This window comes from Pseudomonas parakoreensis (genome assembly GCF_021602155.1).
Taxonomy (GTDB): Bacteria; Pseudomonadota; Gammaproteobacteria; order Pseudomonadales; family Pseudomonadaceae; genus Aquipseudomonas; species Aquipseudomonas parakoreensis.
Genome location: NZ_BQHY01000002.1, coordinates 481,977 through 507,352, shown reverse-complemented (window position 1 = coordinate 507,352; position 25,376 = coordinate 481,977). Strand labels below are relative to the sequence as shown.

15 protein-coding genes are annotated in these 25,376 nt (G+C 62.4%); 12 read left to right on the top strand and 3 right to left on the bottom strand.

Annotation, left to right across the window (positions count from 1 at the left end):
* Positions 1-178: 178 nt before the first annotated feature.
* Positions 179-12,670 (top strand): filamentous haemagglutinin family protein, encoded by a 12,492-nt coding sequence (locus L6D63_RS04695; protein WP_131670283.1) that lies wholly within the window; start codon positions 179-181, stop codon positions 12,668-12,670.
* 64 nt (positions 12,671-12,734) lie between these two features.
* On the opposite strand, the gene L6D63_RS04690 is transcribed toward L6D63_RS04695, so the two are convergent.
* The 3 genes from L6D63_RS04690 to L6D63_RS04680 all read right to left on the bottom strand — a co-directional run bounded on the left by L6D63_RS04690 (position 12,735) and on the right by L6D63_RS04680 (position 14,404).
* Positions 12,735-13,004: a type II toxin-antitoxin system RelE/ParE family toxin gene (locus tag L6D63_RS04690; protein WP_131670284.1), complete on the bottom strand. Its 270-nt coding sequence runs from the start codon at positions 13,002-13,004 to the stop codon at positions 12,735-12,737.
* Positions 12,994-13,185, bottom strand: coding sequence for a type II toxin-antitoxin system RelB family antitoxin (gene relB / locus L6D63_RS04685; RefSeq protein ID WP_131670285.1), 192 nt, complete (start codon positions 13,183-13,185; stop codon positions 12,994-12,996). Before relB ends, L6D63_RS04690 begins: the two co-directional genes overlap by 11 nt.
* Positions 13,186-13,456: 271 nt before the next feature.
* The gene (locus L6D63_RS04680; protein ID WP_047293969.1) at positions 13,457-14,404 is read right to left on the bottom strand and encodes a SphA family protein; all 948 of its coding nucleotides are present in this window, start codon (positions 14,402-14,404) and stop codon (positions 13,457-13,459) included.
* A 210-nt stretch (positions 14,405-14,614) separates the two neighbouring features.
* On the opposite strand from L6D63_RS04680, the gene L6D63_RS04675 reads away from it, so the two are divergent.
* From L6D63_RS04675 to L6D63_RS04625, 11 genes are all read left to right on the top strand, one after another.
* A complete protein-coding gene (locus L6D63_RS04675; RefSeq protein WP_131670286.1) occupies positions 14,615-15,655 on the top strand; it encodes an AraC family transcriptional regulator in 1,041 nt (346 codons plus the stop codon).
* Between the two features lie 141 nt (positions 15,656-15,796).
* Positions 15,797-16,684, top strand: a complete 888-nt coding sequence (locus tag L6D63_RS04670; protein WP_095666760.1) for a Dyp-type peroxidase — start codon at positions 15,797-15,799, stop codon at positions 16,682-16,684.
* 27 nt (positions 16,685-16,711) lie between these two features.
* Positions 16,712-17,677 (top strand): Gfo/Idh/MocA family protein, encoded by a 966-nt coding sequence (locus L6D63_RS04665; protein ID WP_131670287.1) that lies wholly within the window; start codon positions 16,712-16,714, stop codon positions 17,675-17,677.
* A 186-nt stretch (positions 17,678-17,863) separates the two neighbouring features.
* Positions 17,864-18,616: a GntR family transcriptional regulator gene (locus L6D63_RS04660; RefSeq protein ID WP_041062347.1), complete on the top strand. Its 753-nt coding sequence runs from the start codon at positions 17,864-17,866 to the stop codon at positions 18,614-18,616.
* Positions 18,613-20,343 (top strand): fumarate reductase/succinate dehydrogenase flavoprotein subunit, encoded by a 1,731-nt coding sequence (locus tag L6D63_RS04655; protein ID WP_131670288.1) that lies wholly within the window; start codon positions 18,613-18,615, stop codon positions 20,341-20,343. The genes L6D63_RS04660 and L6D63_RS04655 overlap by 4 nt, the downstream gene beginning before the upstream one ends.
* Before the next feature lie 25 nt (positions 20,344-20,368).
* Positions 20,369-20,614 (top strand): 4Fe-4S dicluster domain-containing protein, encoded by a 246-nt coding sequence (locus tag L6D63_RS04650; protein ID WP_042559450.1) that lies wholly within the window; start codon positions 20,369-20,371, stop codon positions 20,612-20,614.
* A gap of 240 nt (positions 20,615-20,854) precedes the next feature.
* Positions 20,855-22,258: an ABC transporter substrate-binding protein gene (locus L6D63_RS04645; protein ID WP_131670289.1), complete on the top strand. Its 1,404-nt coding sequence runs from the start codon at positions 20,855-20,857 to the stop codon at positions 22,256-22,258.
* Between the two features lie 132 nt (positions 22,259-22,390).
* Entirely contained in the window at positions 22,391-23,173 is a 783-nt protein-coding gene (locus tag L6D63_RS04640; RefSeq protein WP_131670290.1) for an ABC transporter permease, read from the top strand.
* Positions 23,173-24,021, top strand: a complete 849-nt coding sequence (locus tag L6D63_RS04635) for an ABC transporter ATP-binding protein (RefSeq protein ID WP_131670291.1) — start codon at positions 23,173-23,175, stop codon at positions 24,019-24,021. The genes L6D63_RS04640 and L6D63_RS04635 overlap by 1 nt, the downstream gene beginning before the upstream one ends.
* The gene (locus tag L6D63_RS04630; protein ID WP_131670292.1) at positions 24,018-24,980 is read left to right on the top strand and encodes a HEAT repeat domain-containing protein; all 963 of its coding nucleotides are present in this window, start codon (positions 24,018-24,020) and stop codon (positions 24,978-24,980) included. Before L6D63_RS04635 ends, L6D63_RS04630 begins: the two co-directional genes overlap by 4 nt.
* The gene (locus L6D63_RS04625) at positions 24,977-25,255 is read left to right on the top strand and encodes a DUF971 domain-containing protein (protein ID WP_131670293.1); all 279 of its coding nucleotides are present in this window, start codon (positions 24,977-24,979) and stop codon (positions 25,253-25,255) included. The genes L6D63_RS04630 and L6D63_RS04625 overlap by 4 nt, the downstream gene beginning before the upstream one ends.
* Positions 25,256-25,376 lie beyond the last annotated feature (121 nt).

Below are 25,376 nucleotides of genomic sequence, written 5' to 3'. Positions count from 1 at the left end.
CGGCAACCTTGGGGTTGCCGTCATTTTTTTTGGCTCGAATACACGCCGAACATGAAGTTTGTGTGACATCCGTTCGGTCGCGCCCCTCGCCAACGGCCTATGTCGTAACAGCAGGTTTTTGCAGGCCTGCGGCATCTTTGGCAACCCAAGTGTGGCAATCAAAAAGGATCTCGTAGTGATGCTCGCTCGCCCATCCCGTTGTACCAACGTTCTGTCCTCCAAGCGTGAAACCGTCGAGCCGGCGCTGTGGTTGCTCAAGCCGTTGGCGCACGCAGTGGCGTTGTGTCTGGTGGCGGGCAGCGCGCAGGCGCAGACGGCGTTCAGCTCGGGCTGGTTTGCTGCCAAAGGTGCGGCGCAGCAGGCCGCAGCGGCGCGTCCGAGCGTTGGCGGATTGCCGGGGATGACACCGCCATTGGCCCAGCAACAAAAAGCCAATGCGCAATTGCAGCGTTCGATCCAGACCCTGAACAACACCGTCGCCGCGATTGCCGCGCAACAAGCGGCGCAGGCGGCCGGACGCGCTGCTGCATTGGGCACGGTACAGTTTGTAACGGACGGTCTGGGCGAGGGCGGTTTGAAAGTCGATAACAGCCTGACTCAAGGCTGGCAGAACGCCAAGGGCCCGCAACAGACCCAGGCCGACGGCAAGACCACGGTGAAGATCGAGCAGACCGCCGACAAGGCAATCCTCAACTGGGAAACCTTCAACGTCGGCCGCAACACCACCGTTGAATTCGCCCAACAGTCCAACTGGGCGGTGCTCAACCGGGTCAACGACCCGAATGCCCGGGCCAGCCAGATCCAGGGCCAGATCAAGGGCGACGGCACGGTGATGCTGATCAACCGCAATGGCATCGTGTTCAGCGGCAGCAGCCAGGTCAACGTGCGCAACCTGGTGGCCGCTGCCGCCAACATCACCGATATCCAGTTCCGTGATCGCGGCTTGTACTTCGACAGCACCGGCACTCAGCCGACCTTCACCGATGCCGCTGGCAAAGTGTTGGTGGAGCGCGGAGCCTCCATCGACACCCACAAGCCGGCATCGTCTACCGCTGCCGGGGGTTATGCCTTGCTGCTTGGCAGCGAAGTACAGAACGACGGCAGCATCAACACCGTCAAGGGCCAGACCGTGCTGGCGGCCGGTGACCGTTTCTACATTCGCAAGGGCTCGGGCACCGAGGGCAATGCGCTGTCGACCACCTTCGGCAGCGAAGTCATTCCCGGCTTCAAGGCCGGTGCCGTTGCGGGCAACGTCACTAACAACGGACTGATCCAGTCGTCTACCGGCGACATCACTCTGACGGGTCACGAGGTCGTGCAAAACGGCGTATCGCTTGCCAGCACATCAGTGGCGACGAGGGGCACGATTCACCTCACCAACCCGATCACCGATACCAACGGCAGCGTGACGCTGGGGCAGGGCAGTGCGACGGCGATCATGCTCGACAGCAGCGACATGACCGCCCTCGACAGCCAGCATCAGGCCGCGCTGACGGGCGTCACGGCCAATAACCGGATCCGTGGCGATCAGTCACGCGTCGAGATTCAGAGCGGTGGCAGTGTCGAGTTCCAGAACGGCTCGATCACCCTGGTCACCGGCGGTCAGGTTGCGGTCAGCGCACAGCGCCGCAGCCTGGTGCGCGACGGCGCAATGATCGACGTGTCCGGTGCCCTCGGCGTCAAAGTGGCGATGGAAAACAACAGCATCAAGATCAACGTGCAGGGTAACGAGCAGCGTGATGCGTCGGTCAACCGCGAGAAAGGCGCGCTCAACAGCAATGACATCTGGGTCGATGTGCGCGAGCTGGTGTATGTGCCGGCGGGCACCAATGGTTATGCCACCGACCGCTGGTACACCGCCGGTGGCCTGCTGGAAGTGGGCGGTTATCTGGGCACCCAAGGGCACAGCGTCGGCGAATGGATGGCTCAGGGCGGCACGGTGAGTTTTGCCGGCAACGACGTGGTCACGGAAAAAGGTTCGTTGATCAACCTGTCCGGCGGCACCCTGGATGTGCAGAGCGGCGAGATCCGCCAGAGCTGGCTGCGTGGCGCCGACGGCAAGTTGTATGAAGTGTCGCGCGCGCCGGGGGATCTGCTCTACACCGGCCTGTACAAAGGCTATGAAGACAGCAGCGAACGCTGGGGTCAGACCAGCCATTACTACAGCCCGCTGATTGCCCCGCGCTCGCGTTTCGAGTCGGGTTACACCGTGGGCCGCGATGCCGGGCAACTGGTGGTTTCCACGACCAGCGCCGTGCTTGACGGGCAGATGATCGGCGAGGTGTATCAGGGCGAACGGCAGAATCAGGCGCCGAAACCGCTGCTCGACGGCTATCAGCAGAGCCAGACCGCGCTGGCCCGGCGGGCGCAGTTGATCGTCGGCAGTTACGACCCGACCTTCGTCGCGGCGTCGAATGGCCTGCTCTACACCCTCAATCCCTTGCTCGATCAGGTGCAGATCGGTGGCACGCGCCCGGTTGCCGGCAACGATCCGGACTTGACCGGCGCGGTGTCCGATGCCCGCAAGGGCAAGCTCTATCTCGATAACGATCTGCTCAACGGATTCCACCTCGGTGCGCTCAAGGTTTCGACCAAGGATCAGATTGCCGTTCACGGTGCGCTCACGGTCGACAACGGTGGCGACATCACCCTGTATTCCCCGGATGTGCAGATCGGCGCCGACCTGACCGCGCGTGGCGGTAGCCTGCGTCTGGGCAATGTGCTCAACCAGTTTCTCAGTAGCGATACCGCTGACACTCGGCTCACGGCGAAGGTCGGCAAGGCGACGCAAGTCACTGTGGCCGACGGTGTGCGACTCGATACTCGTGGAGTATGGAGCAACCTGCGCAGCAACCCGGATGACGGTGCGAGTCTGGCGTCTCTCAATGGTGGCCTGGTATCGATCCGCAGCAGCGGCGATATCGACCTTGGCGCGGGCAGTCTGCTCGATGTTTCCTCCGGTGGCGCTGTGCTGGCCAACGGCAAGACCCGGGGTGGCAAGGGCGGCGACCTGACGCTGGAATCCAGTGCGATTTCGGCGCCCGGTGAAACCCACCTGAACCTTGCGGGCGATCTGCGTGGCTACGGTGTCACGGGCGGCGGCACGCTGACGGTGCAGGCCAACAGGATTCTCATCGGTCAGACCGACAAGGCGCTGGCCGAGAATACCCTGCAGCTGTCTGCCGATCTGTTGCGCAAGGGCTTTTCCGCCTACAACCTGATTGGCCTGAATGGGCTGGACGTTGCTGAAGGTACGGCGATCGATGTGTACATGCCGGTGTACCGTTTCGCTGATGCCGCGCCGAATCAGGTCAGTGGTATCGATCCGCAAACGGCGCTGGAGCTGTGGACACCGACGCTGTTCCAGGAAAGCCCGACCAAGGGCCTGTTGACCCAACGCGCCGGCGCCAGCCTGACGTTGCAGGGCGGGGCCAGCCTGATCGGTTTGATCGATGCCGCCAACAGCTCGTTGACCCTGGGCCGCGGTTCGCGGATCAGCGTCGATCCGGGGCAGAGCATCAAACTGCGCGGTGCCGGGCAGATCACCGTGGAAGGTGAGCTGAATGCCTGGGGCGGCACGATTGATATCCGTCAACAACAGTTCGGTTCGAACAAACCGGCGACCTCCATTGTCGTGGCCGATCCGGGCGCACATGACCGTTCCATCTGGATCGGTGAACAGGCGGTGCTGGATGTCGCCGGACGCGCCAATACGGCAGTCGATGCGCTGGGCCGCACTTACGGTCAGGTCGCCAAGGGTGGCAGCATCATCATCGGCGGTGAAATCGATGCGAAACTGGCCTCTGCCACGGCCTCCGATGCTTATGTGATCGTCCGTGAAGGCGCTCGGCTGGAGGCTTCCGGCAGCGAGACCGTTCTGGATATCGCCGGCCAAGGGCCGACCCGCGTCGCAACCGACGGCGGGCGGATCAGCCTGAGTTCCTACAACGGCCTGTTCCTTGAGGGCCATCTGCGTGCAGCGGCGGGCGGTGTCGGGGCTGCCGGCGGTCGTCTGGACATTGCGCTTGAGACACCGCTGTACGTTGACTCGGCAAGCAATGCCGTGCGGGCGCCGCGAGAGATGATCATTGGCCAGGCACCTGCGGACAAACCGCTCGCGCCGGATCGGCGTCCGGGCGAGGGCGCCGCTGGCCTGCGCTACGGTCAGACGCGCTTGAGCGCAGACGGCCTGATGGCGGGCGGCTTCGATAACCTGAGCCTGTTGAGCAACGGTTTGCTGTCGTTTGACGGCGACGTCAATCTGCACATGAACCAGAGCCTGACGCTGTATGCCGGGGCGTTGTCGCTGGCCGACGCCTCCGCGAGTACGACCCGCGTCGATTTGAGCGCGCCGTACCTGCGTCTGTCCGGCGTGGGCACTTACCACGCCGGCTTCGGCCTGATACGGCCGCGATTGACCAATAATCCGACGACACAATTGTCGGACGCGACCTTCAACGCATCAGCCGACCTGCTGGATGTGGGCAATGGCCTGTCGTTCGGTACACAGGGTTCGATCCTGCAACTCGGCGCGCCAGCGGTTGCGTATGGCCGACGGGCATTTGGTCAGGTGAGCCTCGACAGTCGTGGCGATCTGCGTTTCCTCGCGCCCAACGACGGTGCCGAAAAAACCCGGTTGTGGACGCCGGGTGACTTGAACCTCGGTGCTGCACAAATCTATCCCGCCAGTGATGTCCAGGCTGAAGTGCGCGTTGGCTATCAGGGCGCCGTTGCGGTGTCCGACCATACGCTGCGGATCAGCAGCCACGGTGCGGCACCCGCTGAGGTGCCGTACTCGGTATTCGGCAATCTGAGTTTTTCCGCGGCGTACATCGAGCAGGGCGGGGTGGTGCGGGCCCCGCTGGGCAAGATTGTTCTGGGTGACGATTTGCAGACCACCAGTCATGAGGTTCGACTGCTGTCGGGCAGCACCACGTCGGTCAGCGGCGCCGGTCTGGTCATGCCGTACGGTGGCACCACGGACGGCATCGACTATCTCTACAACGGTAAATCGGTGGTGTTGAACGGCATCACGGGCGATAAAAACGGCGTGGCCATCGGTGGGCAATACATCGAGGTGCAGAACGGTGCGCTGATCGATCTGTCCGGCGGTGGCGATCTTCGCGGCGCCGGTTTCATTTCCGGACGTGGCGGTTCTACCGATGCGCGCTTCAATCCGCTGGTGCGCAATGCCACCGATGGCACCTTCAGTCTGCCGGGGCTGGCGAGTAATCCGGTCTACGCCATCGTGCCGGGCAAACAGAGCCGTTACGCGCCGATCCTGGCCGAAGCCGGAGCGGTCGATCCGCGCATCGGCCAGCAGGTCACTATTGGCGCCGGCGTGCCGGGGCTGGCGGCGGGGACTTACACGCTGCTGCCATCCACCTTTGCCTTGTTGCCGGGCGCATTCCGGGTCGAGGTCAACGGTCAGGCGACGCCGGCTGCGACGACGGCAGCGTTGCAACTGCGCAACGGTTCGTGGACCAGCAGCGGGCAGATGTCGATTGCCAACACCGGACTGCGCGACAGTCTGGCCAGTCAGGTGATCCTGACGTCGGCTGACGTGTTGCGCCGTTACTCGCAGTACAACGAAACGTCGTTCACCCAGTTCATCCGCAGCGATGCCGCCCGGCGTGGCGTGCCCCGTGCGTTGGCGCCAATGGACGGCAAGGTGCTCGATCTGCGCCTGAGCACGGGGGGCAAGCACGACACTGCGTTGCAGTTCGATGGGCGAGCGCTGTTTGATGCCGCCGAGGGTGGGCTGATCGGCACGGCGGCGCTACGCGGCGGTTACGCCGGCGCCGAGTTCGAGGTGCTCGCTGCGGGGCATGCGCCGACGCCGGGTTTCAGTGGCGTGTCGGTGTACGCCGACACGCTGAACAACCTCAATGCCGGACGTCTGACGCTCGGTGCGCTGCCGGAGGTGATTTACAACACGACGGGCAACATCATCAAGTTTTTGGGGGCCTCGGACAACATCACGCTGCGTGAAGGGGCCATCCTGTCTGCGCCGGAAGTCGTGTTGCGCACCACCTCGACCACCGGTGGCATCACGGTCGAAGCGGGCGCCGGGATCAACACCCTGGGGCGTGGCAATGTGGCCTTCGATTCAACGTCCGGCTACCTCTACCAGCCGCAAGCCTCGAGCCTGTTGGTAGTGTCCAACGGCTGGACCAATGTGCTGGCGCCGGCAGCGGCCAGCGGCATCAGTGGCGCGGGCAGCATCCGGATTGGCGTGTGTGTCACGTCATCTTGCAACGATCCGGCGCTGCTCTATTCGAACGGCAGCATCACTGCCGCCACCGATAACCAGTTCGAACTCGGTGAAGCGGTGCGTTTCGGCACCCGTCATCTGGCACTGTCGGTCGGTGCGGTCAATGCCGGCAGCGCCGAGGCGCTGGCGGCGGCCGGCAGTCGCGTGCCGGCCGGTCTAACGCTGAACCAGAACGTACTCGACCGCTTGCTGCGCGGTGATACGCAGTTTGCCGCGCCGGCCCTGGAAACCCTGAGCCTGACCACCCGCGATGCCTTCAATTTCTACGGCAGCGTGAGCCTCGACACAATCGATCCGCAGACCGGCCAAAGCAAACTGCAGAACCTGCTGCTGGTCACCCCGGCGATCTACGGCCTGGGCGATGCCAACGATGTGGCGAGCATTCGTACGGCCAACCTGATCTGGAACGGTGCGACGCAAAGCCCCGGCAGCGTCATCACCGGTGGCGCCGGTACGGGCAGCGGCACGCTGGATATTCAGGCCCAGCGGATCGAGTTGGGTTACGGCCCGATGCCTCAGGCCAGCGGGCTGGATCAGAACAATCGTCTGGCGCTGGGTTTTGCCAACGTCAACCTCAGCGCCAGCGAGCGCATCACCGCCAATCACAAGGGCAGACTGGCGGTGTATCAGGAGCAGGGCGCTTACGATCCGCTCAAGGGTTACCGCTACAGCGGCGGCAATCTGAACCTGCGCACGCCGTTGCTCACCGGTGAAGCAGCTTCGGTCAGCCTGCTGAAGGCCGGCAACAGCCTGACGCTCAGCGGCGGCGGGACTGCCGGGTTGGCGAATGCCTTGGGTGCGGAGTTGAATCTTGAAGCCCGCGACATCGTGCTGGACAGCCGTATCGCCTTGGCCAGCGGCAAGTTGACCGTCAAGTCCGAGGGCGATTTGACGCTGGGCACTCGTGCCGTGCTGGACATGGCCGGGCGGACCTTGCCGTTCAATGATGTCAGCAAATACAGCTGGGGCGGCGACGTATCGCTGTACAGCGCCAACGGCAATATCCATCAGGCCGCGGGCTCGCGGATCGATCTGTCGGCGAAGAACAATCAGGCTGGTAACCTCAGCGTCATCGCACTGGCCGATGCGGCCGGGACGGTCGATCTGCAAGGCGAGATTGCCGGTGGCAGCAGCGGTTATTACGACGCCGGCGGCACGTTGGTGCCGTACAAGGCCGGTGGCGTGGACATTCGCGCACAGCGTCTGGGCGGTGACGCCACCGAGCAGTTCGCCGCGCTCAATCAGCGCTTGAATGCCGGGCAGGTTTACGGCAGCCGCAGCCTGCAACTCAAACAAGGCAACCTGGTGATCGGCGACGGTCTCAAGGCCGGTGAGGTCAATGTGTCGGTGGACAATGGCAGCCTGACGGTGGCCGGTCTGATCGATGCCAGCGGCGAGCGTGTCGGCAGCATTCGCCTGTCGGCGAAAAATGGCCTGACCCTGGCTGGCAGCAGCGTGCTCGATGCCCATGGTCGCGTGCTGCGTGTCGACAGCTACGGCAAGATCATCGATGCACCCAACCGCGCCACGGTCGAACTGAATTCCGGCGATGGTTTGCTCACGCTGGGCAGCGGTGCGCGCATCGACCTGCGTCACGGCACCGATGCCGTGCCCGGTGTCCTCGCCGGGCAACACGATGGAATGCTGCGCGGTACGCTGGAGCTGAACGCGCCGCGTCTGGGCAGCAATGACATCGCCATCGACGCCAGCGGTGCGCTGACCATTCAGGGCGCACGCTCCATCGGCCTCAACGGTATGCGCCGCTACACCGATGCCCGCGAGGGTGTCGATCAGGCGGTCAGTGGCCGGCCGTATCAAGTCATCGATCAGGCCATGCTCGAACGCATTCATGGCGACAGCAACGACTTTATCAACGCGGCACTGGGCAATAACGATCTGCTGCAACGCAAACTCGCCGGGCTGAATAACGCCACTTACGCCGATGCATTCCATCTGCGGCCCGGTGTGGAGATCGCCAGCAAAGCGGCTGACGGTGATCTGGTGGTGGAGGGCGATCTGGACCTTTCGGGTTATCGCTATGCCAGCCTCAATCCGCACACGCAGCTGAACCCCTCCGTATATGGTTCCGGGGAAGCGGGCAGCCTGGTGATTCGTGCCGGTGGCAACCTCGATATTTACGGCAGCATCAACGACGGCTTCGCGCCGCCACCGGAAACCCAGGACGATGCCGGCTGGAAACTGATTGCCGGTGTGCAGCCGTTCGGTGGCGATCTGATCGTGCCGGGCAGCGGTGTTTCGCTGGCTGAAGGGACACAGTTCCCGATAGGCGCCACGCTCAATTACGACGTGACCATTCAGGGCGCAGTGTTGGCCAGTGGCACGTTGTTGCCGACTCAGGCGGTGCTGGGTGAGGCGTATACCTTCAGCGCCGGCACCGTGCTGGCGGGGGCGATCCACGACAGCAGCGGTCATCTGCTGTACGCCGCCGGTACGCTGCTCAGCGACAGTGTGACGTTGCCTGCCGACACACGCCTGGGTGCCGGGATCCGTTTGAACAAGGCCACCGCCCTGCAAGCGATGAACTGGCCCAAGGGAGTGCCGTTGCCCAGCGTTTACGATGCAGACCTGACTACGTTCTCCGGGGTGAAGTTAAAGGGCGAACTGGCCTTGTTGCGCGGATCGCTGATTCCGTCGATGACCGATGTGAAGCTCGCCGAAGGCACTTCGCTGATCGAGTTGCGCCCGTTCAACGGCACACAACAAGGCAAGAACTGGGCGCTGGCCAGCATGCTGCCGTCGGGCAGTGCCTCATGGTCGATGCGTGTGGTCGCCGGTGCAGATCTTGCTGCGGCCGACAGCCGTGCGGTCAAACCGCTGACCCCTGAAGGCAATCTGCGGCTGGCGGACAGTCATTACGGCGTCAACATCACCACGGCGGCGGGCAAGCTGGTCTGGGCTCCGGATAATCCCTTTTTTACCCCCTACGAGCCGGTCCCTGATGACATGCTCGAGTACTGTCAGCAGATTGCCGACTTGTGCGTACCCATGGCCCGTTGGGTCTGGGCGCCAGGTAGCGGAATGGGGCCGGACTACGAACCGGTTCCCGAGGAGGCTCAATTCATTTGTGATCTGCAGCCAGAGCTGTGCATCGGCAACAATCCGGGGAAAACGGCCAAGGCCCATACGCAGATGTTCAGTGTTCTGCGCACCGGTACTGGCGATCTCGATCTGATGGCTGCCGGCAACCTGAGCATGGATTCGCCTTTCGGCGTGTACACCGCCGGTACACAGTCATCGAATGTCGACCCGTTGTATAACCAGAAACGCGGGCATCTCTCGGACAATAACTCGGTGTTGGGCACAGCCGGTGCCGATTATGAAAAGTGGGTCAACGGTGGCAGCGACAGCCTCTATCAGGCCTGGTATCCGCAATTGGGTGGCAATCTGCACATCAATGCCGGTGGCTCGGTTTCCGGTGATTCCGTCGGCACAAAAGCACAATCGGTGAATGGCGGTTTCCGCGAACAGATCGCCAGTGTGGCAATGGGTAACTGGCTGTGGCGCCAAGGCACGGGCAACCCGGATGTGCCCACAGCGTGGTGGATCAACTTTGGCAGTTACGCTACTCGGTTGATGACGCCTGACGGCAATACCGAACCTTACCTGGTGGGCTTCACCGGATTCGGCACCCTGGGCGGCGGCAACATCAGCCTGCGTGCCGGTGGCGACGCCGGGATGCTCAGACCGTTGGGCGATGCGGTCAATTATCCGCGCAGCCAAGGGCTGATCGTTGCCGTGGGCAGCACCGGGCGTGTCGCCGACGATGGCAGCGTGCAGATGACTGGCGGTGGCGATATGGACATTCGCATTGGCGGCGCATTCAACCCATCGCTGCAAGCGCGGGCCGGGGATAGCGGGACTCAGCCGCCGAGGCACGACCTGCAAGGCGCACTGATCAACTTGCGCGGTGCGGCGCAATTGACCGGAGGGGCGCTGGGCGGCCTCAATCTGCAATACGGTGCCAGCTCGCAGTTGCATGATGTCCGTGAAACCCGACCGCTGGATCCGTTCACCTCGACGACCAGCAACGCCTCCGGTGGCCTGGTGTTGATTCCCGGCGACTCGGGCATGAGCCTCAGTACCCGTGGAGACCTGGTGTTGGGCGGTGCGGCAGATCCCGGACGTGTGCGCCTGCTCAATGCCACGCCACTGCTTGATGACAACGGCAATATCCGCACTGGTGGCATCCTGAGCGGCTTCTCGCTGTGGACTGATCACACCGCCATCAATCTTTTTTCCGCTGGAGGCAATCTCACGCCGAGTACTCAATTAGCCGAGACCGAGGCCAATCTATCCCCTGTGAGCGGCGCCAACTCGTCGCCCACCGATGGACGTTTTGTGTACCCGTCGATTCTTCGGGCGGTGGCGGCGCAGGGGGCGATTTATGCCGGGCCATCGGCGGCTTACAGCGAGCGTGACTTGTCACGGACAACCGCTTATTCACTGTTACTGGCCCCTTCGACATCCGGACAACTCGAACTGTTGGCCGGGGACTCGATCTACGCCGGCGGCTATGCGATCAATCAGTCGGGTGCCAGCCCACTGGCCATCGCCACCCCGTTCAGGCCGTCATTCCTGGCCTTTGCCGGCAATAACCCCAACAAGCCACTCAACAGCAATTACGGCAGTGACGGTGTTAAACCGGAAGGTAATTCGCGTTATCCGTTGTTCGCTTTTGGGCCCGACAGCTATTCCGGTTTGAGTGAAGTGCAGGGGCCCGCACGGTTCTATGCCCTGACCGGCGATCTGGTGGGGGTACGCAGTGGCGAGACGTTGAGTTTCGATACCTCGAAACGCACTTGGTACGAAGCAGCAGGCCCTGTCTGGATGATTGCCGGACGTGACATCGTGGCATCCGGAACCCACCTGGGCCAACCGACAGCCGTGCAGCCCGAGGAAATGGGCGTCGGTCAGGAGGGCATTACCTCGACCGGCAACCTGTTCGTTCATAACGACGTGCGAGATGTATCGCGCGTCTCGGCAGGTCGCGACATTCTCTACAGCAGCTTCGATATCGCCGGCCCTGGCACGCTGGATATCAATGCCGGGCGCAACATCCTGATGGAAAATCGCGCCAGCATTACCAGCCTCGGCGCGATAGTGGCCGGGGATACGCAGCCCGGTGCAAGCGTGGTATTGCAGGCGGGCACGGGCGCGCAGGGGCCGGATTACACAAGGTTCATCGCGCGTTACCTGAATCCGCAGAACGTTGCCAGTGCGGACGTAGCGCTCAGCGCGCAGCCGGGCAAAGTGGTCAAGACCTATGTCGATGAACTGCAGAGCTGGCTGACCCTCGGCTACGGCTTCAGCGGCAACGCAGAGCAGGCACAGGCTTTTTATGCCGCGCTGCCAAGTGCCGAGCAGGCGATCTTTGCGCGGCAGGTGTACTTCGCCGAACTGCGCGCCGGCGGCCTGGAATACAACGACGCCGACGGCCCGCGCAAAGGCAGTTACCTGCGTGGTCGCAACGCCATTGCGGCGCTGTTCCCGAGCACTGATGTGGCGGGCAATCCGCTCCGCTACGACGGCGACATCACGCTGTACGGCGGCGCCGGGGTCAAAACCCTGTTCGGCGGCGACATCCAGATGCTTACGCCGGGCGGCGGTCAGGTGTTCGGCATCGAAGGCGCGGCGCCACCGTCCACGGCGGGGATCATCACGCAGGGCTCGGGCAACATTCAGCTCTATTCGCAGGGCAGCATTCTGCTGGGGCAGAGCCGGATCATGACCACCTTCGGTGGTTCGATTCTCGGCTGGTCGGCCGAGGGCGACATCAACGCCGGTCGCGGCTCGAAAACCACCGTGGTCTACACCCCGCCCAAACGCGTCTATGACACTTGGGGCAACGTCACGCTGTCGCCTTCGGTGCCAAGCACCGGCGCCGGCATCGCCACGCTCAACCCGATTGCCGAAGTGGCGCCCGGCGACATCGACCTGATCGCGCCGCTGGGCACCATCGACGCGGGGGAGGCGGGGATTCGCGTCTCGGGCAACGTCAACATCGCCGCGCTGACCGTGGTCAACGCCGCCAACATCGCGGTGCAGGGCAAGGCGACGGGTGTGCCTGTTGTGTCGGCGGTGAACACCGGGGCGATCACCTCGGCAAGCTCCGCTGCCTCTTCAGCCACCCAGGCCGCTGAAGACGTGGCCCGTCAGCAGCAGGCAGCAGCGCGACAGAACCAGGCGTCGGTGTTCACCGTGCAGGTGCTGAGTTTCGGTAACGAGCAACTGGCGCCAAACCGCGATGGCGCCAGCCGTGCGCCGACGACCGGATACAACCCGGACAGCCCGGTGCAGGTGCTGGGCGCCGGAGTGCTGGATGAACAGGCGAAACAGCAGCTGACCGAGGAGGAACGGGGGCAGCTGACGTTGTAAAGGACTCTCGTGCAGTACTTTGGGCGGCCGGTGGGTCGCCCTTTTTTTGTGTGGAGCGGAAGGCTTAGGGATACGCCTGTCGAGCGTGCAAAAGGTTGAGAATCTCGATCCGGTCGGTCACCCGATAAACCACGACATAGTTGGGATGGACAACGATTTCCCATGTACCGGCGACCTTGCCGAAGCGATAAAGGTAGGGGTGAAGTGGGAGGGCGGAGGTAGCCGCTTCGATGGCGGCGTTCAGTTGACTGGCCGCCACGGCGTTACGGTCAGCGATGTAGTTCAGGGTTTGCCAGAGTTGAGTGCGAGCTTCAGGTCGCCAGTCAACCCGCACTGTTTTTGTTGAGTTTCGATTCGATGAGGGCGCGCATTTCGGCCATCACCTGCTCGTGGGGGATGTTGGGCCGCGGATCATCCATCGAGGCCTGTACCTGTGCCCGGAACCAGCGATCATAGCTGGCGGCCTGCTCTGGGGTTTCGAAGTCTGAAACGATAGAGGAAAGTTCGGCGCTCATAGTGACCTCCATGATCAATGTGAAGCAGTCTAAGGGGGGATGTGGCTCGCTGTCGTCACTGGCAAGACGAAGTGCGCAGTATCCCGAAGCGCTGGCGGGAAAGATGTCAGACGTTTCCCTTGCCCATAAGGGAAAATCGACGCACGTTGTCATCGGATTCCTCCACAACACCGCCGTCTGTGTAGGAGCTGCCGCAGGCTGCGATCTTTTGATCTGGCTTGTAAACCAAAGTCAAAAGATCGCAGCCTGCGGCAGCTCCTGCAGGTCGAGGTCAGAAGGCGTAGGGGATGCTGACCTTGGCCCAGAGCATGTCGCCTTCCGGCCGGTTCTCCACGTCAAATTCCTTGGCCCAGCGAATCTCCGCGCTGGCGTATTTGAGGAAGGTGAAGTGCAACGCCGGGCCAATCGCGAAGACCTGGCCGCGCACGCCGTCGTCCACATCCTGCCCGGCGAATTGCACGGTGTGGCCGTACTGTTTGTCGTCGGTGGTTTGCTTGAGGTAATAGCCGTTGATACCGAGCATCACATCGTCGGTGATCTTGTAACTGGCCGAATAATCGAAGTGGAAAATCTGTCCGGACTTGTAGTCGGTGTCCTTGTTCTTTTCGTTGAAGCTGTAGGTGGTCTTGAGTGACACCTCGGTCTTGTCGGTCGGCAGCCAGGTGAACGAGAACAGCGGCTTGTAGGTGTAGAAATTGTTGCTGGTATTGGCCAGCCGATCGACGCTGTATTCACCGGTGGGCACCGTGATTTCCAGGGCGGCGCCGAGGGTCAGGTTCTTGCCCATGTCCCACAGGATGATCGGTGCAATCGTGGTGTCGCCCATGCCTTCGCGAGTATCGCTGAGACCGAATACCGACACTTCCTGCTTCAACCAGGGCTGGGCGATGTAGCCGGCCAGGCGTCCACCGAACACGCGTACCGGGCTCAGGTAATCGATGCGCGGAATGACCGCCGTGGATTCGATATCGACATTCGGCACCTTGCCGCCCAACGAGCTGATGTTGAGCTTGGTCGACTTGTAATGGTTGTAGTAAAGGTTGAACGCGACCATGTTCTCCGGAAGGCTGTCGACTTCCAGCGGCAGCATGAAGAACCCGTCGGTGCCGGGGCCGATGTTGTCGACGCCGGCTTCGGTGGCCAGGGCCGACAGGGACGCGGTGCAACCGAGCAAAGTCAGTGCCAGACGCAAGGGAAAAGTGGCGCGGTTCGGGCTCATGGCTGTCCTCATTATTATTGTGGTGGGACGTGGCGCCGGTACGCGAAACGTCCGGCACCATAGAAATAAGCGCTAGAGGCCCGACGGGGCAGGGTATTGGCGGACAGTTAGGGGGACTTCTGCGGACAGTCGGCCAACCCTGTGCTAACTTCCTTCGACATAACCGGTAACAAAAATAACAATCAAGCGTGATCCGGAATGTCAGCCCCCATGAACGTAAAAGTCCAAGACCCCACTTTTGAATTGGCGCTGGTCTCGCCATTCCTCCTGCAAACCCTCGCCGAAGTCGTGCACAACAAAGGCATCGACCCCCAAAGCCTGTGCCGTGGCCTGGGCTTCACCCTCGATGATCTGCAGGATCCGGCGCAACGGATTTCCTATCGCCAGGCTGTGGCAATGATTCAGCGCGCGCTCAAAGTGTTGCCCAATCAGGGTTTGGGGTTGTGGGTCGGCGCGCAGAATGTGCTGGGTACGCTGGGGCTGCTCGGGCATGTGCTGTCGCTGTGCAAGACCTTGCGTGATGCCTTTACCCTCGGCATCCGCCATCAGCACACCTCCGGCGGGATCGTGGTGTCCAGCGTCGATGTGGCGGGTGATCAGGTGCACCTCGACGCCGAGTGCCGCTTGCCGTTCGCCGAGGTTCAGGTGTTCGCCGTCGAAGAATTCTTTGCCAGCCTGCTGGTGTATGGCCGGGCCTTGGCCGGCAGTGAATTCAAGCCGATTGCCGTGGAGTTTGTGCACGCCGCGCCGGATTACCTGAGCGAATATCACCGCTTGCTCGGGCCCGATGTGCGTTTCGGTTGTCTGCACAATCGCATGCTGATCGATGTTCAGTGGCTGGACGTCAACTTGCCCAATCATCATTCGCTGGCGCTGCGCCAGGCGGTTGCCTTGCTGGAGCTGGAAGCGGCGCAGGTGCACCAGAAACTCGATTTGATTCAGGCGGTGGAACGGGCGATTGCCCGGGATCTGAGCCGGGGCAGCCATATCGAAAAAATCGCCGGCGACTTGAACATGAGCAGCCGCACTTTGCGCCGGCGCCTCACCGAGCACGCACTGACCTTCGAAGCGCTGCTGGAACAGGTGCGGCAGGCGCGGACCCTGAGTCTGTTGGCCAATCCGGACATGCCGATTGAACGCATCACCGAAGAAGTCGGCTACAGCGACGTGCGCAGTTTTCGCCGGGCGTTCAAGCGCTGGACCGGGATGAGCCCGAGTGCGTGGCGGCAGGAGAGCATCGTAACTCTCTGAAGATCAAAAGATCGCAGCCTTCGGCAGCTCCTACAGGGATCGGTGTAGGAGCTGCCGAAGGCTGCGATCTTTTGACTTTCAGAGCCCCCACAAACCCTCCGGCTACAGGTAAACTCCCGCGCACTTTCCCAAGGAGTTCACATGAGTTACTACCAGCCGGGCATTCTCGCCACCCCCGTTCCTGCACAAGCGCGCCACCTGTTTTTCGCCCTGGCGTCGGTTGAAGCACTGCCGCAGGCGATCGACAACCTGCTGAGCCTGGTGGACGGCAAGTCGGCGGTGGTCGGTTTTGGTGAATCCCTGACCAAGGCGCTGAACGTACAGATTGATGGACTGCGCAGCTTCCCGGCCATGACCGGCGTCGGCGTGGAAAACCCCTCTACCCAGCACGCGCTGTGGGTCTGGCTGCATGGTGACGACCGTGGCGAACTGCTCAACCGCTGCAACGCCGTCGAGGCCGCACTGGCCCCGGCGCTGCGCCTGGTCGACAGGCAGGAAGCCTTCCGCCACAAGGACGGCCATGACCTGACCGGCTACGAAGACGGCACCGAAAACCCGCACGACGAAGCCGCCATCGCTGCAGCCTTGTTGGGCGAGGGCGCAGAAGGTCTGGTCGGCGGCAGCTTCGCCGCGATCCAGCAGTGGCAGCACGACCTCAAGGGTTTTCATCAATTGTCCGGCGAAGACAAAGACAACATCATGGGCCGTCGCCTGAGCGACAACGAAGAGATCGACGATGCGCCAGTCTCTGCCCACGTCAAACGCACCGCCCAGGAAAGCTTCGCCCCCGAAGCCTTCGTCGTGCGCCGTTCGATGCCATGGATTGAAGGTGACCGGGCCGGTCTGATGTTCCTCGCCTTCGGGTTCTCGCTGGACGCCTTCGAGGCGCAACTGCGGCGCATGAGCGGTCTGGAAGACGGTATCGCTGATGGTCTGTACCGCATCAGCCGACCGATTACCGGCGGCTATTACTGGTGCCCGCCCATCAAGGACGGCCACCTCGATCTGCGCGCGCTGCGCCTGGGCTGAGGTTTTGCAAGCACGGAGGGTTTGACCATGGACGTGGTGCGTTGGGGCATGATCGGCTGCGGCAGCGTCGCCGAGCGCAAGAGCGGGCCGGCCTTCTACAAGGCCCCGGGTTCAGCGCTGGTGGCGGTGATGGGCCGGCGCCTCGAAGCGGTGAGCGATTACGCGGCGCGCCATGGCATCGCCCGGATCTGCACCGATGTCGATGCGCTGATCAACGACCCCGAGGTGGACGCGGTGTACATCGCCACGCCACCCGACAGCCACCACGCCTACAGCCTGAAAGTCGCTGCCGCCGGCAAGCATTGCTGCGTCGAAAAACCGATGGCGCTCAACGCCGGGCAAAGCCGCGAGATGCAGCAGGCGTTTGCCGACGCCGGTCTGCACCTGTTCGTTTCCTACTACCGCCGGTCGTTGCCGCGTTTTGCTCAAGTGCGGCAATGGCTGGCGCAGGGCCGCATCGGTGAGGTACGACACCTGAGCTGGACGCTGACCAAAGCCCCCTCGGCAGCGGATCTGGACGGTAGCGCCAATTGGCGAACCGACCCGAGCGTGGCCGGTGGCGGCTACTTTGCCGATCTGGCCAGCCATGGTTTCGACCTGTTCCAGTACCTGGTCGGCGACATCGTTGAAGTCGCCGGTTTCACCGCCCGGCAAGCCGGGTTGTATGCGGCGGAAGACGCGGTCAGTGCCAGTTGGCGCTTCGCCTCTGGAGCACTGGGCATGGGCTGTTGGAGTTTTGTCGCGGATCGGCGCGAGGACCGGGTGGAAATAATCGGCAATCAGGGGCGCATCGCGTTCTCCGTGTTTGACGAGCATCCGGTGCAGCTATTCGCCGATGAGCAGATCAGCCTGGAGATCCCGCATCACGAGCACATTCAGTGGCACCACGTGCTCGGTATGAATGCGCATATTCGGGGGGATTCGCAGCATCCGGCCGTCGCCGAGCAAGCCGTCAAGACCGACTGGGTGATGGACCAGATCCTCAAACGCTAAAGTCAAAAGATCGCAGCCTTCGGCAGCTCCTACAGGGGATCGCATTTTCAAACTGTAGGAGCTGCCGACGGCTGCGATCTTTGCTTTTCAACAGCGCGTCTAAGGTTATGCCCAAACAATATTTCTCAAGCTTGTCATAACGTCTCTAAGATCACGTCATAACTCGTTATGACAAGTGATTCCGTGATGACCGATAACGTACTGTCCCTGGCAAGTGTCCCGCTGCACACGCAACTGCGCGACGTGCTGCGCGCCCGCATTCTTGACGGCGAATACCCGCAAGACAGCCAAATGCCTTCCGAAAGCGAGCTCGGCGCGCTGTTCAAAGTCAGCCGCATTACCGTGCGTCAGGCACTGGGCGATCTGCAGAAAGAAGGGCTGATCTTCAAGATCCACGGCAAAGGCACGTTCGTCGCCAAGCCGAAAACCTTCCAGAACGTCAGCAGCCTGCAAGGCCTCGCCGAGTCCATGACCGGGCGCGGTTACGAGGTGATCAACCGCCTGCGCAGCTTCAAATTCATCCCTGCCGACAAACGCGTGGCCGAGCGCCTGCAGGTCGCGGAAGGCGAGACTGTGGCGCAGATCAAACGCGTCCGCCTGATCAACCGTGAACCGATTTCGCTGGAAATCACCTACCTGCCCAAAGCCATCGGCGAGCGCCTGGAGAAGGCGGATCTGGTGACGCGCGACATCTTCCTGATTCTGGAAAACGACTGCGGCATTGCCCTCGGCCACGCGGATCTGGCGATCGACGCGGTACTGGCCGACAGCGATTTGACCCAGGCGCTGAACGTCGAAGCCGGCTCGCCCATCATGCGCATTGAGCGCCTGACCCACGACGCCGACGGCCAGCCGCTGGACTTCGAACACCTTTACTACCGTGGCGATGCGTTCCAGTACCGCTTGCGGATCGACCGGCAAAAAGGGGAGCAGGCATGACGCGCAACACGTTGGAGCAGGAATACGACATCGTTGTGATCGGCGGCGGCACTGCCGGGCCGATGGCGGCGATCAAGGCCAAAGAAAAGAACCGTGATTTGCGCGTGTTGCTGGTGGACAAGGCCAACGTCAAGCGCAGCGGCGCGATCAGCATGGGCATGGACGGCCTGAACAACGCGATCATCCCCGGGCACTCGACGCCGGAGCAGTACACCAAGGAAATCACCATCGCCAACGACGGCATCGTCAATCAGGCCGCGGTGTTCGCCTACGCCACTCACAGTTTTGAAACCATCGAACAGCTGGATCGCTGGGGGGTGAAGTTCGAGAAGGACGAGACCGGCGATTACGCGGTGAAAAAAGTCCACCACATGGGCGCCTACGTGCTGCCGATGCCGGAAGGGCACGACATCAAAAAAGTCCTTTACCGCCAGTTGAAACGGGCGCGGGTGAGCATCACCAATCGCCTCGTTTGCACCCGATTGCTGACTGACGAGGAGGGCACGGTCAACGGCGTGATGGGCTTCGATTGCCGCACCGCCGACTTCCATGTGATCAAGGCCAAAGCGGTGATTCTCGCCTGTGGCGCGGCCGGACGCCTGGGGCTGCCATCTTCGGGCTACCTGATGGGCACCTACGAAAACCCGACCAATGCCGGCGACGGCTACGCCATGGCCTATCACGCCGGAGCCGAACTCGCGAACCTCGAGTGCTTCCAGATCAACCCGTTGATCAAGGATTACAACGGCCCGGCCTGCGCCTACGTCACTGGCCCGCTCGGCGGCTACACGGCCAACAACAAGGGCGAACGCTTCATCGAGTGCGACTGCTGGAGCGGGCAGATGATGTGGGAGTTCCACCAGGAACTGGAAAGCGGCAACGGCCCGGTGTTTCTCAAACTCGATCACCTGGCCGAGGAAACCATCCAGAACATCGAAGAGATCCTGCACAGCAACGAACGCCCGAGTCGCGGCCAGTTTCACGCCAATCGCGGCACCGATTACCGCACGCAGATGGTCGAGATGCACATCTCCGAGATCGGCTTTTGCAGCGGCCATTCGGCGTCCGGGGTGTGGGTCAACGAGCGCGCCGAGACCTCGGTCAAAGGTTTGTACTCGGCCGGTGACATGGCCGCCGTGCCACATAACTACATGCTCGGCGCGTTCACTTACGGCTGGTTCGCCGGGCAGAACGCGGCGGATTTCGTCGCCGGGCGCGAGTTCTCGACGCTGGACGCCGTGCAGATCGAAACAGAGAAAGCGCGGGTCTACGCGCCGCTGGATCGTGAACACGGTCTGCCTCCGGCGCAGGTCGAGTACAAGCTGCGACGCTTCGTCAACGACTACCTGCAACCGCCGAAAGTGACCAAAAAAATGCAGATCGGCTTGCAGCGCTTCAGCGACATCGAACGCGACCTTGGGCAGATGAAGGCCAACAACGCCCACGAATTGATGCGCGCCATGGAAACCAGCGTGATCCGCGACTGCGCCGAAATGGCCGCGCGCGCCTCGCTGTTCCGCGCCGAGAGTCGCTGGGGCCTGTACCACTACCGCGTCGATCATCCGCAGCGCAACGACAGCGAATGGTTCTGCCACTGCCACCTGAAGAAGGGTGACGACGGCCGGATGACCAGTTTCAAGAAACCCGTCGAGCCTTACATCATCGCGCTCGATGCCGAAGACATGCAGGCTTACGACCGCTTGCGAGTGGGCGCTTTTGCCGCTTGATGCATCACCAGAGAGAGTCCGAACCATGGCCTATCAAGCCCAGGAAATCTTCTTCCGCTCCAACGCCCCGGTCACCGTGGACGAGGACAAATGCATCGCCGACAAGGGCTGCACCGTGTGCGTCGACGTCTGTCCGATGGACCTGCTGGCGATCAACCCGGCCACACAAAAGGCCTACATGGCGTTCGATGAATGCTGGTACTGCATGCCGTGTGAGAAGGATTGCCCGACCGGTGCCGTAAAGGTCGACATCCCTTATTTACTGCGCTGACTGGGCTGACGCCATCGCTGGCAAGCCAGCTCCCACAAGGATTCGTAGTGGGACATGGATTTCGCGAACACCCGAGAAACCTGTGGGAGCTGGCTTGCCAGCGATGAGGCCCGCCTGGACAGCACTAAAGCCATCCGGCATACCCCGGACGCTGGAAAAACCGAAACCCCCTCGTTTCCCACCGCGCCCTGATCGCGGCGGAGACGAACATCCAATCAATGATTCGAGGGGAAACACACCATGTTGCGTGCAGCACTCGCCGGTCTGGTACTGGCTTCATTCACCCTGTCGGCCTCGGCCGAAACCATCCGCATTGCCATCGGCACCCAGGACACCACCATCAACTGCGCCGCCGGCGGCCTGTTGATTCGTGAGCTCGGCCTGCTCGACAAATACCTGCCGCACGACGGCGCCTACAAAGACGCGAAGTACGATGTGCAGTGGAAAAACTTCACCAGCGACGCGCCGCTGACCAACGAAATGGTCGCCGGCAAACTCGATTTCGGCGCCATGGCCGATTTCCCCGGCGCATTCAACGGGGTGGCGTTCGAAACCGCCGGCAAGCACAGCCTGTTCATCAGCGTGCTGTCGGGCAGCATCAAGGGCAGCGGCAACGGCATCGTGGTGCCGAGCGCGTCCGGGGTGCAGGCGCTGAGCGAGCTCAAGGGCAAGACCATTTCGGTGCCCTTTGCTTCAACCGCCCACGGCATGTTGCTGCGCGCGGTGGCGGAGCAGGGCTGGGACCCGCTCAAGGACGTGAACATCATCGCCCAGCCACCGGAAGTCGCCGGCTCCGCGTTGCAGGCCGGCAAGATCGACGCCCACGCCGACTTCGTGCCGTTCGCCGAACTGTTCCCCAGCCGTGGTTTCGCCCGCAAGATCTACGACGGCGCCCAGGCCAATGCGCCGACGTTCCACGGCGCGCTGGTCGATCAGGCTTACGCGAAAAAATACCCGGAAATCGTCATCGCCTACCTGCGCGCAAGCATCGAGGCCAACCAGTTGCTGGCTGCTGAGCCTGAGAAGTACAGCGAGCTGATCGCCAAGGTCACCGGCGTCGATGCCGAGGTCAACTACCTGTTCCACGGCCCGCTGGGCGTGCAGACCCGCGACCTGAGCTGGAAGCCGGAATACCGCCAGGCCGTGGGGACGGCGATCGACACCCTGAAGCTGCTGAAGAAAGCCGATCGCGGCCTCGACCTCAACACCTTCATCGACGATCAGTACATCCGCGCCGCCTTCAAGGCGTCGAATCTGGACTACAGCGCGCAACTCGCCAATTACGCGCAGACGCCGTTGAAAGCCGTGGATGCAGCGACCGGCAAAGCCATCACTGACGTTAGCCACGTCGCCGAAATCTGGGTGCGCGGCGAAGACAAAGTACGCCGGTACGCCTCCGCCGAATCCGCTTTCACTGCGCTGGCCGCATTGAAACAGGAAGGCAAAAACATCCGCGCCGTGTATGCCCAGGCCAGTGACAGCGGGATCAAGTTGCTCGCCGATCAGGCGTGGTTTGCCAGTGATGCCAAGGGCCGCCTGAGCGCGTTCCTGCTCAAGGGCCAGGCGCAGCACTATGCGGCGGCGCAGGGCGGCAAGGTTTTCGACTTTATCGATGCCACAACCCAGGCCGTAGCTGCCCGCTAACCCGCAGAACACCTCGGTCACTGTAGGAGCTGCCGAAGGCTGCGATCTTTTGACTTTGATTTTAAAAAACAAGATCAAAAGATCGCAGCCTTCGGCAGCTCCTACAGGGGATCTCGGTTGAGAGGAAGAATTGTGTACCGATCCTATTTACGCTGGATTCCAAGAACGGCGTCGTTGCTGCTCTGCCTGCTGTTCTGGCAACTCGCCGCCAGCCACCACTGGAATCTCGGTCTGGTCACTTTCGCCAACGTGCCCACCCCATTGGCGGTGATCGAAGCGGCGTTGGGCCTGGGCGATTCCGGCAAGCTGCTGCAGCACCTGAGCGCCAGTCTCAGCCGCGTGTTCGCCGGTTACCTCGCGGCACTTTTCATCGGCATCGCTCTGGGTCTGGCCATCGGCCGCTCGAAATGGACTGAAGACCTGCTGCTGCCACCGCTGGAGGTGCTGCGGCCGATTCCGGCGGTGGCGTGGATTCCGCTGGCGATCCTGATGTTCCCGTCGTCGGAGCTGTCGATGGTGTTCATCACCTTCACCGGCGCGCTGTTCCCGATCTTGCTTAACACCGTGCACGGCGTTGAAGGCGTTGATCCACGGCTGATCGCCTCGGCGAAAAGCCTCGGGGCAGGGCGCCGGGCGATTTTGCTTGAAGTGATTTTGCCCGGCGCCGCGCCGAGCATCATCACCGGCCTCGCCATCGGTATGGGCACCTCGTGGTTCTGTCTGGTGACCGCCGAGATGATCTCCGGACAGTTCGGCATCGGTTACTACACCTGGGAGTCCTACACCATCCAGAACTACGCCGACATCGTCGTCGGCATGCTGCTGATCGGTGTGCTGGGCATGGGCAGCAGCCTGTTGATCAAACGCCTGGGCGGGCTGTTCACGCCCTGGCACCGACCACGAGGAAAAGCCTGATGAGCGCGATGCAAACCCCGGAAGGGCGGATCGATATTCGCCAGTTGTCGATCGTGCTCGGCGAAGGCCAACAGGCTTTCGAAGCCGTGCAAGGTCTGGACTGCCAGATCGAACCGGGCCAGTTCGTGTGCATTCTCGGCCCGTCCGGTTGCGGCAAATCCACCTTGCTCGGCGCACTCGCCGGACACTTGAGCGCCCATGCCGGCAGCCTCAAAGTCGACGGTGGCGAGGTCAGCGGGCCATCGCCGCAACGGGGCATGGTCTTTCAGCACCACACGCTGTTCCCGTGGCGCACGGTACGCGACAACGTGGCTTTCGGCCTGAAAATGCGCGGCATCGGCAAAACCGAACGCCATCGCGCAGCCGATGAAATCCTCCAACTGGTGGGCCTTGAAGGCTTTGCCGAAAGCTGGCCGGATCAGCTGTCCGGCGGTATGCAGCAACGGGTGGAAATCGCCCGGGTGCTGGTCAACCGTCCACGGCTGTTGCTGATGGACGAGCCGTTCGGCGCGCTGGATGCCTTGACCCGCCTGAACATGCAGGAGCTGTTGCTGGACATCTGGACGCGGATTCGCACCACCGTGGTGTTCGTCACCCACGACATCGACGAGGCGTTGTTCCTCGCCGATCGACTGTTGGTGATGAGCGCACGTCCGGGGCGAATCATCGAAGACCTGCGCCTGGACTTCCCGCGTCCGCGTACCTCTGAGCTGGTGACCAGCGCCGAATTCTCCCGCCTCAAGCGCCATTGCCTCGACCTGCTGCGCCATGACAACTCCCGACCGCTGCCGCGCCTCAACCCGCTCGGCCTGCCGCCCGAAAACCCCTTGCCGCGATTTGCCCTATGACCTCATTTTTTGCTGTGACCGATAATGACGACATCCTCGCCCTGCAACCGCGTCTGACCGCTGACGATGCCGGTGTGCGGCGCATTGCCCTGATCGAGCTGGCAGACCTGGAAGAACCGGACGGCCTGCTGTGGCTGGTCGAAAGGCTGACCGATGATCCGGCTGAAGACGTCCGCGCCGAAGCCGCGCGGCTGCTGGAAGCGTGGGAAGACGAACCGGTGGTGGCTGCGCTGTGCCAGGCGCTGACCGATCCGTCTCCAGCCGTGCAGACCGCCGCCGCACAAAGTCTGAGTCTGCTCAAGAGCGAGGCGGCAGGCCGGGTGATTCTGCCGTGGACCGAGCATGCCGAGGTCAGTGTGCGGATCGCCGCGTTCCGCGCCTTGCGCGAACTGCGTTTCGCCGCTGCAGCGCCTGCCGCTGTCGCGGCACTTGATGATGCCGACGCCAGCGTGCGCCGCGAAGCCATCGGCGTGCTCGGCTGGCTCAAGCAGCTCGACGCACTGCCGGCATTGGCGCGACTGGCCAGCGCCGACCCGGACACCGAAGTGCGCCGCGCCGCCACCGGTGCTCTCGGTCTGGCGTCTGGCGCCGAGGTATTGCCGGCGCTGCGTCAGGCCTTGCACGATCACGCCTGGCAAGTGCGCGAAGAGGCGGCAACAACCCTGGGTAAAGTCGGCCACAGCGACGCCGGCCCGGCATTGATCGCAGCCCTTGGCGATGACTACTGGCAGGTGCGCCTGCGCGCCACCCGCAGCCTCGGGCGTTTGCGCTTCGCTGCAGCGCTGGACGCCCTGATCGAGACCCTCGGCCATCGCATCAGCAACCTGCGCAAGGAGGCCGCGCTGGCCCTCGGTGAGTTGAATGATCGCGGCGCGGTGGCGGCGTTGCAGGCGGCGCAGGATGACGGTGACCCGGAAGTGCGCAAAGCGGTGCGGATTGCCTTGAGTCAGCTGCAATGAATCCGCTGTCGGTGGGCAACTCGCAAAGCGAACGGACACTGTGCCTGAGCTGGCCGGACGGCCGTGAATCGCTGTTCAACCACGCCGAACTGCGTCGCCAGTGCCCGTGCTCGCAGTGCCGCGCGTTTCGCCTGAAAGGTGTGACTCTGCGGGTCGATGAGCGTGTTCGCCTGATCGAAATCAACCCGCAGGGCTATGGTGTGCAACTGGTGTTCAGTGACGGCCATCAACGCGGGATTTACCCGTGGGACTATTTGGCACAACTCAGTTCTTGAGAACACTGCTTTCCCTGTGGGAGCTGGCTTGCCAGCGATGAGGCCGGCATATCAGGCATCTATGTGACTGACAGACCGCCATCGCTGGCAAGCCAGCTCCCACAGGGTTTTGTGCAATGTC

Bases quoted from the DNA above. Each gene is read 5' to 3' on its own strand.
- L6D63_RS04695 (WP_131670283.1), top strand. From the start codon at position 179: ATGCTCGCTCGCCCATCCCGTTGTACCAACGTTCTGTCCTCCAAGCGT.
- relB (WP_131670285.1), bottom strand. From the start codon at position 13,185: ATGAGCGCCGAACTTTCCTCTATCGTTTCAGACTTCGAAACCCCAGAG.
- L6D63_RS04680 (WP_047293969.1), bottom strand. From the start codon at position 14,404: ATGAGCCCGAACCGCGCCACTTTTCCCTTGCGTCTGGCACTGACTTTG.
- L6D63_RS04675 (WP_131670286.1), top strand. From the start codon at position 14,615: ATGAACGTAAAAGTCCAAGACCCCACTTTTGAATTGGCGCTGGTCTCG.
- L6D63_RS04670 (WP_095666760.1), top strand. From the start codon at position 15,797: ATGAGTTACTACCAGCCGGGCATTCTCGCCACCCCCGTTCCTGCACAA.
- L6D63_RS04665 (WP_131670287.1), top strand. From the start codon at position 16,712: ATGGACGTGGTGCGTTGGGGCATGATCGGCTGCGGCAGCGTCGCCGAG.
- L6D63_RS04660 (WP_041062347.1), top strand. From the start codon at position 17,864: ATGACCGATAACGTACTGTCCCTGGCAAGTGTCCCGCTGCACACGCAA.
- L6D63_RS04655 (WP_131670288.1), top strand. From the start codon at position 18,613: ATGACGCGCAACACGTTGGAGCAGGAATACGACATCGTTGTGATCGGC.
- L6D63_RS04650 (WP_042559450.1), top strand. From the start codon at position 20,369: ATGGCCTATCAAGCCCAGGAAATCTTCTTCCGCTCCAACGCCCCGGTC.
- L6D63_RS04645 (WP_131670289.1), top strand. From the start codon at position 20,855: ATGTTGCGTGCAGCACTCGCCGGTCTGGTACTGGCTTCATTCACCCTG.
- L6D63_RS04635 (WP_131670291.1), top strand. From the start codon at position 23,173: ATGAGCGCGATGCAAACCCCGGAAGGGCGGATCGATATTCGCCAGTTG.
- L6D63_RS04630 (WP_131670292.1), top strand. From the start codon at position 24,018: ATGACCTCATTTTTTGCTGTGACCGATAATGACGACATCCTCGCCCTG.
- L6D63_RS04625 (WP_131670293.1), top strand. From the start codon at position 24,977: ATGAATCCGCTGTCGGTGGGCAACTCGCAAAGCGAACGGACACTGTGC.